The following is a 14,504-nucleotide window of genomic DNA, read 5'->3' as shown; positions in this document are numbered from 1 at the left end:
ACTGCGGGTGAACTAAAAAACCTCCTGTGTTAGTATGATACTGGTGTCGCAAGCCAATATCAGAGAACATAGGAGGTTATCCAAAATGGACAGTTCAAGCTTATCACATACAAAATGGAAATGCCAGTATCACATAGTTTTTATACCGAAGTACAGAAGGAAAGTTCTGTACGGAAAAATAAGGGCGGATGTGAGAGAAATATTAAAAAAGCTCTGCAAATACAAAAATGTAGAAATTATTGAAGGAGCAGTATGTGCTGATCATGTACATTTATGCGTAAGTATCCCGCCCAAATTGAGTGTAGCAGAATTTATGGGATATTTGAAAGGGAAGAGTGCGTTAATGATATACGATGTACATCCAGATCAGGGGAGTAAGTGGAATAGAGCATTTTGGGCACGAGGCTATTATGTAGCAACAGTGGGAAATATCACGGAGGAAGCAATTAAGAGATATATACAAGAACAACAGGAAGAAGCAAAAAAAGAAGAAAAGAACTAAAAGAGCCTCTTTCAGAGGCCGATGGTAACAATGCTTGCGATACCCGCCTTTTAGGCGTAGCAAGTAATCAGCCCTTACAGGGCTAATAACAAGCCACCACTTGAAGTGGTGGTCGTATGACTAAAGAAACTTTAAGAACTTTGCGGTAAAATCCTCTTTGCGGTAAAAATCCATAAAACAGGTTTGGTTTGGGTTATGGGTTAGGTTTGTTGAACCACCAGGGACGCAACGGGATATGAAGGGTAGAAGTGGTTTTGATGTTGTAGGGTTTTAATGGGTCAGGCCGTGAGGCCTTCTTGAAGGCCTGCAATTTTTGTTTTGTATATACATTGAATGATGATTTAGGGCGGAGGCAGTAATAAGGATATGCGAATTTTTTCACTGTTGTTTTTTTGTAGCTGGATGTTGCTGATTATTTGGTTTTCTGCACAACCGGCTGCTCAATCTAAGGATATGAGTGGAATGGTGGTTCAGGCGCTGGTCAATATGGTGACAACCTTGCTGCCGGTGGCCCAGAGCGTCAAAGAACAGCAAATACTGATTCAGCATTTACATGGGTTAGTGAGAAAAGCGGCACATGGAGCCAACTATTTTGTCCTGGGCTGCCTGGCTTATCAGGCATTTCGCTTAAATATCGGCATAAAGAAACAAGGGTGGCTGGTAGCAGGTGCTATTCTTTTTTGCGCAGCTTTTGCCGCGTTGGACGAGATTCATCAGGTCTATGTGCCGGGCCGCAGCGGTGAACTGCGGGACGTGATGATTGACAGTGGGAGTGCAATTGTGGGCATCCTCTTCTGCTGGGCTATTGGACGAGGTAAGGGTTAGGGGTCTGCACGCCTATATTGGTATAATATAGATATGATGAAAGAATGTGTGTATTTATCATTTGATAAAAATATATTTGAAACATGGGGAGATATTGTCTAAATGGGGTCAGGTCGGGGATTTGAGTGATATTTCCCAAGGTGGCCACTGGGGACGGTTATTGGTGACAGATAAATAGGGAAGTAAGTTAGAAAGATATTATTGACTGATGGTTGATGGCGGCAATGTGATATAATATAGGTATAAATGTGCAAGAAAGCCGCAGATTTGTGTGGCTATTTGATTCTAAAAAAGGAGGTTAACATGGGTAATGTCATAGCGGTGTCGGCTAGTGAAAAGCCGAAATATATCTACGCCGACTATCTTACTTGGCCGGATGACGAGCGGTGGGAGATTATCAATGGCTGCGCCTATGCTATGAGTCCGGCTCCTAGCCGCCAGCATCAGGAAATACTGGGTAATTTATTTGGCGAATTCAGGAATTATCTTAAAGGGAAGAAGTGTAAGGTGTATGTAGCGCCATTTGATGTCAGGTTGCTAAAACACCATGAAACTGATGAGACAGCATCAACAGTGGTCCAGCCAGATATCACAGTTGTTTGTGATCAGGATAAGCTTGATGACAAAGGCTGTAAAGGGACTCCTGACCTTATTGTTGAGATAATATCACCGTCTACAGCCCGCCACGATATTAATAGAAAATTCACCATATATGAAGCCCATGGAGTCCGTGAATATTGGTTGGTACATCCTGCCTATAATTTAATTCAAGTGTTTGTATTGGAGGGTAGTGCCTACAAAAAAGTCGGTGATTTTTCACCAGGGGACAATGTTAAAGTGGGAATTTTTGAGGATTTGTCTTTAAATGTAGCTGAACTATTTGGAATTGAGGAAGACGCTATACCACTGGGGACAGGTCCAACTGACAATGCTGGAATGTAAGTTGTTTTAGGAGTTGAGTGTTGTGAGTAGTAACGCCATAAAAGATGTTAAAATTTATACTTATAAAGATTATTTAACATGGCCTGAGGGGGAGCGTTGGGAGCTTATTGACGGCACTGCTTACGCTATGAGCCCTGCACCGAATCGGCTACATCAGGAAATACTACGAGAACTTATGTTTCATTTTACAGGCTATCTTAGAAGTAAAGCATGCAAAGTGTACCCAGCACCATTTGATGTGAGATTACCTCGGAACGGGGAAATAGACGATAATGCACCAACTGTGGTACAGCCAGATATAACAATAGTTTGTGACCTCAATAAGCTTGACAATAGAGGTTGCAAGGGCAGTCCAGACCTTATCATTGAAATTTTATCACCATCTTCAGCCAGTTATGATGTAATCAAAAAACGCGAAATCTATGAGCAGAGCGGCATTTTAGAATATTGGATAGTTGACCCGGTACACCAGATAATAACCAGATTCTATATGAATGAAGATTTATCTAAATACAGAGAAGCAGAGTATTTCAGTAAGGACAACATAATAAAGCCAATAATTTTTCCCGATTTAAAACTAGACCTTAAAGAAATATTTGCGGAAACACAGGATGGTTGTGGCATGAACGAGGACGGGTAAAAAAGGATGCAAAGGGATATGAAGGGTTGATTGTTTAGTAAAGGGCCTTTGGGTACTTAGAGTACTTAGAGTAATTCGTGGTAAGAAGTGTCAGTGGGGACGGTTTGATTGAAAATCGCTTACTTATGGAATATAATAGTTTTAGGTGATGGATATGCCGAGAATCGCCAGAGTTATTTGAGTAAAGTAGGAGTTTATCACTAATGCTGCGGGGTAAGGCGCGGAAAGTTATTATCCTGGATGATTATTACATTTGAAAAGGGAGAAGAGAATGAAAACTATTCTAGTTACTGGTGGTGCCGGATTTATCGGCAGTAACTTTGTTCATATTGCACTGCAGCGCCAAGACGTACATATAATCAATATAGACAAGCTGACTTATGCGGGAAATCTAGATTCTTTACGCGATATCGAGAAAGAACCGCGCTATACGTTTGTTCATGGTGATATATGCGATCAAGCAGTAGTCGAAAAGTTGTTTTTGGAATACCAGCCAATGGCTATAGTTCATTTTGCCGCTGAATCGCATGTTGACCGTTCGATTGACAGTCCGGCAGAATTTATTAGGACTAATATTAATGGTACGTTTACTCTGCTGGAGGCAGCAAGAAAATACTGGCGTGATTTGGATGATGGCGGTAAAACTCAATTTCGCTTTTTACATGTTTCCACAGATGAGGTATATGGAACGCTAGGGGAAACAGGATTTTTTACCGAAGAAACACCTTACGCCCCTAATTCGCCTTATTCTGCTTCCAAAGCAGCTTCTGATCACTTGGTGCGAGCCTATTATCATACCTATGGCTTGCCGGTGTTAATGACCAATTGTTCTAATAACTATGGTCCGTACCAGTTCCCGGAGAAGCTAATTCCATTAATGATTCTAAATGCGTTAGAGGGGAAGTCGCTGCCGGTATATGGTACCGGACAGAATGTCCGTGACTGGCTGTATGTTGAGGATCATTGCCGGGCGATTCTAGAAGTCTTAGACCAAGGAATACCAGGTGAGAAATATAACATTGGCGGCCATAATGAGAAGGCTAATTTGTGCATTGTTCATACCCTGTGCGATATTCTTGATACCGATTGTCCGCGAGTTGATGGGAAGTCCTATCGTGATCAGATTGTTTTTGTTACAGACCGCCCAGGACATGATTTACGGTATGCTATTGACGCTGCCAAAATCCAGCGGGAGTTAGGCTGGGTACCTGTTGAGACCTTTGAAACAGGTATTGTAAAAACTGTTAATTGGTATCTTGAAAACAGCAAGTGGTGTCAGCGCGTAACTGATGGCAGCTATCGGCGGGAACGGTTGGGAGTTGGAGAATAGCGCAGGGCACGGGGTGTAAGGCTTGGGGCTGCGGGGCGCGGGGTTGCGGAGCCCTGAGCCCTGTGCCAAGAGCCTCGTCCTGCGCCATGCGCCTCGTTCCTTGAGCTATGAAAGGAATGAAAACATGTCTATAAAAAAGGGAATTATTTTGGCTGGCGGTTCAGGCACTCGCCTGTATCCAGCTACAAAATCAGTTAGTAAACAGCTAATGCCGGTATATGACAAGCCGATGATTTATTATCCGCTGTCAACTTTACTATTGGCTGGTATTCGCGATGTTTTAATTATCACTACCCCGCAGGACAGGGAGTGTTTTGTTAACTTACTTGGTACAGGCGAACACTGGGGAATTAATATATCCTATGCCGTGCAACCTAGCCCGGATGGTTTGGCTCAGGCATTTATTATTGGCGAGAAATTTATTGGTAATGATAGTTGTGCCCTTATTTTAGGTGATAATATTTTTTATGGTTATGGATTTAGCCAAAAGCTGCAAGAAGCGGCTAAGCAAGCTGCGGGAGCTACTGTTTTTGCCTACTGGGTAAATGACCCTGAGCGTTACGGGGTAGTTGAATTCGACAGCAAGGGTCAGGCCGTGAGCTTGGAAGAGAAACCCGCCAACCCCAGGTCCAATTATGCGGTAACTGGACTTTATTTTTATGATCAGCAGGTGGTTGAGTTGGCTAAGGCCATCAAGCCGTCAGCACGGGGTGAATTAGAGATAACTGATTTGAACCGCCTGTATTTGGAGCAGAATACACTAAGGGTTGAAACGTTAGGTCGTGGCTATGCGTGGCTGGATACTGGTACGCACGAGTCGTTGTTGCAGGCTTCCAATTATATTGCTACTATTCAGGAGCGCCAGGGATTAATGGTAGCTTGTCCGGAAGAGATCGCTTATCGTATGGGATATATATCACGTAGCCAATTATTAGCAATAGGTGAACCGATGAAGAAAAATGGTTATGGCAAATATCTTTTGAAAATTGCCGGAGAATAATACGAACAGGTCTGCCGTTACGGCAGGCTTGTTTTGGATAGTATTATCAAGTGACAGGGGGGCCAATTTTTGATGAAGGTTATTGAAACCAATTTGCCTGGGGTAGTAATTGTTGAACCCAAGGTGTTCGGGGATGCGCGGGGTTTTTTTCTGGAAACGTGGCAAAAATCGCGGTATGAAGCCATTGGTATTTCAGAACAATTTGTTCAGGATAACGTATCTTTTTCTATCCGTGGTGTTTTGAGAGGGATACATTATCAGAACCCGCATGCTCAGGGTAAGCTGGTATCTGTTGTCCAGGGCGAAGTGTTTGATGTAGCAGTAGACATACGGGTTGGTTCTCCAACCTTTGGCCAGTGGGCAGGGGTGCTCCTTTCTGGTGAAAATCACCGTCAATTATGGATTCCGTCAGGATTTGCCCATGGATTTTGTGTAGTGAGCGAAACAGTATATTTTTCGTATAAATGTACTGATGTATATACGCCGGCGGCTGAAGGCGGTATAAGCTGGAACGATCCTGATATTGGTATTGAGTGGCCGATAGCAGATGTTGAACTATCAGGTAAAGATAGAGAGTACCCACGGCTGAGAGATATTCCATTAGAATGCTTACCTAAAATGTAAAAGATGGTCGATTTTTGTAATCGGCTAAAGGTGAGGAGGAATTTTTTTGCGGATTTTAGTGACAGGGGCTAACGGACAGCTTGGCCGAGAAATTGCCAGGCAAGGACAAGAACACGAGTTGGTGTTGACCGAAGTTGATACCCTGGATATTACTGATGGTAAGGCAGTTACGAATTTTTTCCGGGATATAAGACCGCAAGCTGTCATCCATTGTGCTGCCTATACCAATGTTGATGGTGCTGAATCAGACGCAGACGGAGCTTTTCGGGTGAATGTTATTGGAGCACAAAACCTGGCAGCAGGCTGTTTGGAAAAAGGCGCGCGAATGGTATATGTCAGTACCGACTATGTATTTGATGGGCAAACCAATACCCTGTATCGTGAATTTGATCCTGTTAATCCTCAGACTGTATATGGCAGGACCAAATGGCAGGGGGAAGAAATGGTTCGGCAAATTCTTGGACGGCACTATATTGTGCGTACAGCTTGGTTATATGGGGACGGTAATAATTTTGTTCGTACTATGCTACGCTTGGCTAATGAACACGACTCACTGCGAGTTGTTGCTGATCAAGTCGGGACACCTACTTCGACGGTTGACTTGGCAGGGGCAATTTTTCGTCTGCTAGCAAGTGATGCCTTTGGCACATACCATGCCACTTGTCAGGGACAATGCTCGTGGTATGAGTTTGCTTGCGAAATTTTCCGACAGGTAGGAAAGTCTGTAGAGGTTGTTCCAGTAACCACGGCGGAGTTTGTCCGCCCAGCGAAACGTCCGGCGTATTCGGTTTTGGACAACTACATGTTGCGAATGACAGTGGGGGATTCAATGCGAAATTGGGCGGACTCATTAGGTGATTATCTGCGGAATATAACAACCGATGACGAAATCTGAAGACAATGATTTTTTGGGGGAGGAAATAGAGTTGAATGTACTAGTAACTGGTGGGGCCGGATATATAGGCTCACATACCTGTGTTGTTTTATTGAATGCAGGGCATAACGTAATTATTGCGGATAATTTGTGCAATAGCAAGTTTGAGACCATAGATAAAGTAAAACAGATAACCAATAAAGAAGTGATTTTCTACCAGATAGATGTGACGGAAGACGCTGCGGTGGATGGTATTTTTTCTAATCATAAAGTAGATGCGGTGATTCACTTTGCAGGACTTAAAGCAGTAGGTGAGTCTGTTGAAAAGCCACTTGTTTATTATTATAACAACATTGTAAGTACTATCATCTTAACCAAAGCCTGTCAAAAATACGGAGTAAAAAAATTTATTTTTAGCTCATCTGCTACCGTGTATGGAGAAAATGAAATTCCATTTATTGAGAGTATGAAACTTCTTCCAACCACAAATCCATATGGTGAGACGAAAGTAATGAGTGAAAGAATTCTAATGGATGTAGTTAATGCAGATACAGAGTTCGCGGTGTCACTTCTCAGGTATTTTAATCCAATAGGGGCCCATGAGAGCGGATTAATTGGTGAAGCGCCTAATGGCATACCTAATAATCTGATGCCGTATATAACGCAGGTGGCCCAAAAAAAACTTGATAAGTTAAAGGTTTTTGGAAATGATTATCCAACAGTTGATGGTACCGGGGTTCGAGATTATATTCATGTAATGGATTTGGCTGAGGGGCATGTGGCAGCACTTGATCAATTTACAGCAGGTGTACATATATATAACTTGGGTACCGGCCAGGGCACTTCAGTGCTCCAGTTGATGAAGGCCTTTGAAGAAGCCACTGGGGTTGAAATACCTTATGTAATCGTGGACCGTAGACCTGGAGATATTGCCGAATGCTATGCCGATGTATCAAAAGCCGAGAAAGAATTAAACTGGAAGGCCAAGCGAGGCATAGTAGATATGTGCTTAGATGCTTGGCGATTTGAGAGTAAATAATAAAGTGCGCATGCAATTATTTAGTTAAGCAGGTGTTATTTAGTGTTGTTGTGATAGCGGTGTGGAAGTTAGTTTGTTATAATAAGCTCATAGGAGTGTGATTCAATTATGTTATGGAAAAGATGTCTAGCCGCAGGGCTGCTGTTGACGGCGTTGTCTGCCGGTGTTCAAGCGGCACCGTCTGATTTTGTTTCGCCGAATGTGCCATTATCCAGCCCACTATATGGCTATATTGAGAAATTTGATGGAATGGGTTATCTAACATCAATGCCAAACGGAACCAAGCCCTATACCAGAATGCAGATGGCGCAGTGGTTGACAGAAATTCAGGCTGAGGCCAAAAACCGGCCATTGCCCCAGTATTTAGTCGGTATGAAAAGCGAACTGGAACAGGAGTTAGCAGCTGAATTACAGGTTTTATCTGGTGAACAGGCTGATTTTTTATCCTTGGAATTAAAAGAAATCCGGCTGGAAATGGGTGTCTACGACGGTAATTCGGTGAAGTACCGGAAGAATGACATTGGTCCCCGGGCTACTTATCAGCCATTGAATGGCAATAATAATGGTTATCGTTATGGACAGGATGGCAACGTGATTGCTTCAGCCCAGTTGATCGGTAAGCTCGGACCAGATGTGGCTGTTGCGTTGGAACCACGCTTTAGCTATGATGATGATCAGCAGGGCAAGGCTGCTTTGACCAGCGGGTATGTTAAAACCAGAATAAATGGTATGGCAATCCAGCTAGGCAAAGACCCAGTTTTTTGGGGACATGGCGCGACCGGCTCGTTAATTCTTGGCAATAATATGACGCCACTGACTTCAATTAAGCTTTCCAATCTTGAACCCTATACCAGCAAAGGTTTTTTCCGTTTTCTTGGTGACATGAATTTTACTGCCATGTATAGCGAACTGGAGAGTAACCGGACGAATTTGAGTGCTAAGGAGGTGAACAGCCCTTCGTTTGTGGCTATGAGGGGAACGTTTACTCCGCAGCAGAACTTTACTTTTGGACTATCGTTTACCTCAATGGTCGGCGGTGAAGGCAAAGGGTTGAATAGCAGCGATTATTGGGATTGGCTCTCTGGCCGTAATGATGATCCCGCCGCTGATAAATGGAATACTATTGCCGGGCTGGACTTTAAAGTACGGTTACCCAGATGGAATGGCACTCAGATTTATGGCGAGCTCTATGGTGAAGATCAAGCCAACTATTTACCGTCTAAAGTAGCTGAACGGGTAGGGGTATATATTCCCCGGCTCAATAAAGATGGTGTCTGGGATATGAAGGCAGAATATGCTCATACCAGCAGTGCGTGGTATGGTCATCAATTATATACCAACGGTTATGTGTACAAAGGGAATATTATCGGCGATCCGATGGGACATGATTCCAACCAATATTATGTGCAATTAGGTCATTATTTAGATAAAGATAGTAAAATATCATTAAATGCCAATTATATCGCAATGGACAGGAGTGCCATAGTTCAACAGACCATTAAATCTGGCTGGCTGCAATATCAAACTAAATTGCAGGAGAATGTATTTCTGGAAAGTCAAGTGGGTATAGCCAGGATAAGTAATGCTAATTTTACCAGTGGCAAAAATGAAACAAATCATTTTGCCGGAGTTAGTGTGCGCTGGCTGTATTAGTTAAGCATACCAGCAAGAACTGATGAGATGATCAAAAATGGGCTGGCCTAATTTATTTTAGGTCAGCCTTTAGCATAATGTTTCTTGGCAATATGATATAATAGGCTGGGAACACAAAGTGCTATAACAGTGAGGGGAAGATATTTATGTATAAAATAGCAGTAGCAGGAACAGGTTATGTCGGCTTAGTTGCAGGTGTATGTTTTGCCGAAGTCGGTCATCACGTCACTTGTGTCGATATTGATGAGAATAAAGTTAATATCATGAAGCAAGGAATTTCTCCTATTTATGAAGCGGGTCTGGAAGAGTTGATGCAAAAAAACTATGCAGCCGGTAGACTTGTGTATACTACGGATTATGTTTCGGCTTACAAAGATGCAGACGCGATCTTTATCGGTGTGGGAACTCCTGAGCAGTCAGATGGTTCTGCTAATCTTTCCCATATAGCGACAGTGGCCAGGCAGATTGCGGAAACAATTGAAAGGGATTGTCTGGTTGTAGTAAAATCTACAGTTCCTGTCGGAACAAATGATAAAGTCGAGCAGTTTATTAAAGACTTCCTGCTAAATGATGTAAAAGTCGAAGTCGCCTCTAATCCTGAGTTTTTAGCGCAAGGCACGGCAGTGCATGATACACTGCAGGCGGCAAGGATTATCATCGGCACGGAAAGTAAATGGGCGGAAGAAATGCTGATGAAGATATATGAGCCCTTCAATCTGCCCATAGTAGCTGTGAGCAGAAGGTCGGCGGAGATGATAAAGTATGCTGCAAACGATTTCCTGGCACTCAAGATTTCTTATATGAACGATATCGCTAACCTCTGTGAACTGGTAGGAGCAGATATTCAGGATGTTGCTAAAGGCATGAGTTTTGATGAACGCATTGGTAATAAATTTTTAAATGCAGGTATTGGTTATGGCGGTTCGTGCTTCCCTAAAGATACTAAGGCGCTGGAGTATCTGGCAAAGCAAAGCGGCTATGAACTGAAAACAGTTAAGGCGGCCATTGATGTGAATACTGAGCAGAAAATGGTACTATATAAGAAAGCCAATCAAAGACTTATTACCTTTAATGGTTTGAAAGTTGCAATTCTTGGACTGACCTTTAAGCCTGGAACTGATGATCTGCGAGAAGCACCGGCACTTGCTAATGTACCTTTATTATTAGCGCAGGGGGCCAAACTTTATGCGTATGACCCTGTTGGTGCTGAAAATTTCAAAAGAAAGTATCCGGCAGGAGAAAATGGCAGGGGCAGCATAAAATATGTTGAGAGTGTGGCAGAAGCCCTGGAAGATGCTAATGTTTGCTTTATCTTTACTGAGTGGGGTGAGGTAAAGGCTGTGAAGCCAGAGGAATATAGGAACCTTATGCGAACTCCATTGGTCTATGATGGCAGGAATATCTATCAAGTAAATGAAATGAAAGCAGCAGGGGTAGAATATTATTCCATCGGGAGGAAGTAGCTGAAGTGGATACAACCAAAACATACCTCATCACCGGAGCGGCGGGTTTCATTGGATATTTTTTATCTAGGAAACTACTGGAGCAAGGCTGCCGGGTGATAGGTATTGACAATATAAATGACTACTATGATGTTACTCTTAAGTACGCTCGTCTGAATCAACTTACACCCTTTGAGAAGTTTACCTTTATCAAGGGTGACATTTCCGATAAGGACCTGATTACTAAGACTTTTGAAGAGTACAAGCCAAAAATTGTCGTTAATCTCGCAGCCCAAGCTGGCGTAAGGTATTCAATCGACAATCCGGATGTATATATCCAAAGCAATATTATTGGGTTTTATAACATCCTTGAAGTCTGTAGGTATAATCCGGTAGACCACCTTGTCTATGCATCTTCCAGCTCGGTCTATGGCGAAAATAAAAAGGTGCCGTTCTCTGAAGCGGATTTTGTGGACAAGCCTGTCTCTCTCTATGCTGCTACGAAAAAGTCAAATGAATTGATGGCTTATACCTACAGTCATCTCTATGCTATTCCGGCTACAGGACTGCGATTTTTTACAGTGTATGGCCCTATGGGCCGTCCGGATATGGCGTATTTCGGGTTCACTCAGAAATTTTTTTCAGGGGAGCCAATTAAGATATTTAACAACGGAGATTTTACAAACGACCTCTATCGCGACTTCACTTATATTGATGACATTGTGGAGGGCATTGAGAGACTTCTTGGTAACTCTCCTGTTGTGGTTACTACTGCACCTCACCAAGTGTTTAATATTGGCAATAATAGTCCGGAGAAGCTGATGGTATTTATTGAAACGCTGGAGAGATGCTTAAGCAAGGCTACGGGCAGGGAGGTAGTATTTGATAAGATATTTGAGCCTATCAAGCCAGGTGATGTTCCGGCTACTTATGCCGCCACTGATTTGTTGCAGCAGGCGGTGGGGTTTAAGCCTCACACAACAATAGAAGCTGGGCTGCAAAGGTTTGCTGATTGGTATTGTGATTATTATAAGGTGAAATAGATTGAATACCTATTATAAGGAGATAGTATAAATGCTGGACTTACATTGCCACCTGTTGCCTAATATTGACGATGGTGCAAAAGACTTGGAAACTTCAATTAAAATGCTAGGTATTGCCCAAAAAAATAATACCAAAGCGATTGTAGCAACTCCTCATGTAATTGAAGGAGAACAGTTCCCGGCGTGGGAACAGATTCTCGAAAGGTGTCATTTACTTAAACAGGAAGGCCGCAAATTTGGTTTGGAAATTCCTATCTATCCAGGAGGTGAAGTTGCGATTCACCGGGATATTTTAGATATTGTCAAAGGGCCAGGGCCCTATTGTATAAATAGTGGTCGTTATATGCTGGTGGAATTACCGGCGTTGGAGATACCGGGTTTTACTGAGGACTTTTTTTTCAGTCTGCAGGCTCGTGGCATAACTCCCATTTTGGCTCACCCTGAACGTCATCCGGTGTTGGCTAAGGATCCGGAAATTCTTGTGGAGTGGATACGAAGGGGAGTTTTGACCCAGGTAAATGGAGCCAGCGTTATGGGACGTATGGGGGAAAGAGCCATGAAAATGGCAGAACTGCTGTTTAGCAGGGACATGGTTCATTGTATTGGTTCTGATGCCCATAGTGCCAGGAACCGTAATCCTGATTTAACCAAAGCGGCTGAAAAAATTGTCGCTTTAATTGGCTTAGATAAGGCACGGCAAGTGTTATCAGGCAATTCCCAAAAAATTATTGATAGTCAGGATGTAGAGGTTTTTGAAATACAGCAACCACATAAAAAGGCTGGTATTTTTCAAAAGTTGCTTAGTAAGATAGGAATTTGACACTCCCGACGGCTAAAGCCGTGGGATTCTTGGGTGATGAAACGCCAGTTCATTTCTAATAGGCGAGTATGACCCCAAGTTGAGGGCTATGCCATTAGCCCATCCTAGAGCAGTGCCGTTGGCACTCTAGGCTGATAGACTATTACCATCTATCACAGGTGCAGATATGATATTCAAAGCTCCGACTCTATCCCGGTGGCCTTTGAATCCGCAACCGCATTTATACTTTCTATCGTTGGCTTTGTTCCGTTCGCCGCAATTTGGGCAGGTTTGGCTAGTATACTTGGGATTGACGTATTCTACCTTAATTCCAGCCTGCCTTGACTTGTATTCGATATATTGAGCCAAGCGATAGAATGACCAGCTATGTAGGTTTTTCTCGTTTTTTCGGCTTGTTCTTGCCGTCTGGCGAATGCCAGATAATTGTTCTAATCGAATGATTGAAACATTATTTCCCTTAGCGAAGTTGATTATTTGGCGGCTGACTTTATGGTCTTGGTCTTGCATCCAACGTTGTTCCTTGTTGTGCCGTTTCCTAATTGCGACTAGTTTTTTGAGTTTACCCAGCTTACGCCGGGCACTACGGTGTTTGCGCTTGATAAATTTGTTTTGTCTGCCATTACCAAAGAATTTAGTTTTACCGTCCTCGGTGACGGCTACTGCCGGGATTTTTAGTCCAAGGTCTACGCCCATGGCCTGATTACCGGTAGTTTTAGATTCTGGTGCTTGGATTGCGATTTGTGCTATGTATTTACCGGATTTTTGACTGATTCGCATACTGCCAAACTTGTTAGCTAATAGCCGTTTCTGATAATCGGTCAGGATTATAGGCACTTCTATTCGCTTAGATTTGCCCTCGATGAGAACAGGAAAAGAAAGTATGTTGTCTTTGAGACAGTAGTTTTGGTTATTCCAGATGGCTACCGGTTTTTTAAGAATACTTTGTTTCTTGGTTTTCCTGTACTTACGGAAAACGCTTTTAGCATCTTGAATTGCCTGGTTCTTTACTGCGCTTGGCAGTAAAGCACTAATGGTCTTGGAAGTGTACTTCAGGTCTTTTTCAGCAGTTACATAGTCGGAAACGATTTGGTTGATTAACTGAATGTATTCTTTTGTCGTGGTGTTGATCAAATTAACTTGTTCCTTATTGGGTTGGATTTTAGCCTGTACAGTGATCTGCACTATTTTCACCCCCTTGTCTTTTGTTCGGCAATATACCGAGTTATGGTTTCGCTGGATACGTTTCCAGCCGTAGAGCAGAAAAATGAACGTGTCCAAAGGCTTGGCAAGTGCCGCAGGTGTTTAAATTCCTGCCGCAGTTCTCTTGATGTCGCTCCTTTCACTTTTGCCATGATGTCTGATGGACTGATTGACGGTAGGGCATTTAGGAATAGGTGTACGTGTTCCGGCATGACTTCAAGGGCTACAATGATAAAGTCGTTTTCCTCACATATTTTTTGCAAGATTTCACGGAACCGCTTTTCGACTTCGCCGACCAGCACCTTTCGTCTGTACCGGGGCAAAAAACAAAATGATAGTTGATTAGAGAAACAGTGGTTTGAGTTCTTCTATATTTTTGTCCCATACTTATATTGTATAAGTTTCATTGTTGTGCTGCAACAATAAGTTGCGACGAGGCCGCTTTCATCCCACGGCTAAAGCGGTGGGCTTTCAGCTACGTTGCTGTAAAACCCGATAGTCGCTCACAGAGACAATATTGGTTACAATATCCGTCCTTTTCCAGAAAGGTCACTGACCCTGCGTCTGCCA

General features: G+C 43.0%; 14 protein-coding genes and 1 pseudogene. 13 read left to right on the top strand and 2 right to left on the bottom strand.

Annotation, left to right across the window (positions count from 1 at the left end; all coding sequences use genetic code 11):
* Positions 1-85: 85 nt before the first annotated feature.
* From tnpA (AC1ECB_RS17020) to AC1ECB_RS16960, 13 genes are all read left to right on the top strand, one after another.
* Positions 86-502, top strand: a complete 417-nt coding sequence (tnpA, locus tag AC1ECB_RS17020) for an IS200/IS605 family transposase (RefSeq protein WP_485664871.1) — start codon at positions 86-88, stop codon at positions 500-502.
* Between the two features lie 366 nt (positions 503-868).
* The gene (locus AC1ECB_RS17015) at positions 869-1,327 is read left to right on the top strand and encodes a VanZ family protein (RefSeq protein ID WP_485664885.1); all 459 of its coding nucleotides are present in this window, start codon (positions 869-871) and stop codon (positions 1,325-1,327) included.
* A 303-nt stretch (positions 1,328-1,630) separates the two neighbouring features.
* Positions 1,631-2,269: a Uma2 family endonuclease gene (locus tag AC1ECB_RS17010; protein ID WP_485664884.1), complete on the top strand. Its 639-nt coding sequence runs from the start codon at positions 1,631-1,633 to the stop codon at positions 2,267-2,269.
* Between the two features lie 22 nt (positions 2,270-2,291).
* Positions 2,292-2,909: a Uma2 family endonuclease gene (locus tag AC1ECB_RS17005; RefSeq protein WP_485664883.1), complete on the top strand. Its 618-nt coding sequence runs from the start codon at positions 2,292-2,294 to the stop codon at positions 2,907-2,909.
* Between the two features lie 271 nt (positions 2,910-3,180).
* On the top strand, positions 3,181-4,239 hold the full coding sequence (rfbB, locus tag AC1ECB_RS17000; protein WP_485664882.1) for a dTDP-glucose 4,6-dehydratase: 1,059 nt from the start codon (positions 3,181-3,183) through the stop codon (positions 4,237-4,239).
* A gap of 124 nt (positions 4,240-4,363) precedes the next feature.
* Positions 4,364-5,239: a glucose-1-phosphate thymidylyltransferase RfbA gene (gene rfbA, locus AC1ECB_RS16995; protein ID WP_485664881.1), complete on the top strand. Its 876-nt coding sequence runs from the start codon at positions 4,364-4,366 to the stop codon at positions 5,237-5,239.
* A gap of 72 nt (positions 5,240-5,311) precedes the next feature.
* Positions 5,312-5,863: a dTDP-4-dehydrorhamnose 3,5-epimerase gene (rfbC, locus tag AC1ECB_RS16990; protein WP_485669361.1), complete on the top strand. Its 552-nt coding sequence runs from the start codon at positions 5,312-5,314 to the stop codon at positions 5,861-5,863.
* A 46-nt stretch (positions 5,864-5,909) separates the two neighbouring features.
* Positions 5,910-6,758 carry a dTDP-4-dehydrorhamnose reductase gene (gene rfbD / locus AC1ECB_RS16985; RefSeq protein ID WP_485664880.1) on the top strand — a complete coding sequence of 283 codons (849 nt, stop codon included), beginning with the start codon at positions 5,910-5,912 and terminating at the stop codon, positions 6,756-6,758.
* 31 nt (positions 6,759-6,789) lie between these two features.
* Positions 6,790-7,776 carry a UDP-glucose 4-epimerase GalE gene (galE, locus tag AC1ECB_RS16980; RefSeq protein WP_485664879.1) on the top strand — a complete coding sequence of 329 codons (987 nt, stop codon included), beginning with the start codon at positions 6,790-6,792 and terminating at the stop codon, positions 7,774-7,776.
* Between the two features lie 108 nt (positions 7,777-7,884).
* Complete coding sequence (locus tag AC1ECB_RS16975) at positions 7,885-9,429, top strand: capsule assembly Wzi family protein (protein WP_485664878.1); 1,545 nt, start codon at positions 7,885-7,887, stop codon at positions 9,427-9,429.
* 146 nt (positions 9,430-9,575) lie between these two features.
* The gene (locus AC1ECB_RS16970) at positions 9,576-10,892 is read left to right on the top strand and encodes a UDP-glucose dehydrogenase family protein (RefSeq protein WP_485664877.1); all 1,317 of its coding nucleotides are present in this window, start codon (positions 9,576-9,578) and stop codon (positions 10,890-10,892) included.
* 5 nt (positions 10,893-10,897) lie between these two features.
* Positions 10,898-11,914: a GDP-mannose 4,6-dehydratase gene (locus tag AC1ECB_RS16965; RefSeq protein WP_485664876.1), complete on the top strand. Its 1,017-nt coding sequence runs from the start codon at positions 10,898-10,900 to the stop codon at positions 11,912-11,914.
* Positions 11,915-11,945: 31 nt separating this feature from the next.
* Entirely contained in the window at positions 11,946-12,734 is a 789-nt protein-coding gene (locus AC1ECB_RS16960; RefSeq protein ID WP_485664875.1) for a tyrosine-protein phosphatase, read from the top strand.
* Positions 12,735-12,860: 126 nt separating this feature from the next.
* Here the strand turns inward: AC1ECB_RS16960 and AC1ECB_RS16955 are convergent, their stop codons facing one another.
* On the bottom strand, positions 12,861-13,916 hold the full coding sequence (locus AC1ECB_RS16955) for an RNA-guided endonuclease InsQ/TnpB family protein (protein WP_485664874.1): 1,056 nt from the start codon (positions 13,914-13,916) through the stop codon (positions 12,861-12,863).
* Between the two features lie 5 nt (positions 13,917-13,921).
* Positions 13,922-14,319: pseudogene (gene tnpA, locus AC1ECB_RS16950) on the bottom strand (IS200/IS605 family transposase).
* Positions 14,320-14,504 lie beyond the last annotated feature (185 nt).

It is taken from the genome of Sporomusa sp. 246TCP1 (genome assembly GCF_057319775.1).
Note: the sequence above shows the minus strand (reverse complement) of the source record. Positions and strands in the feature narration are given on the sequence as shown.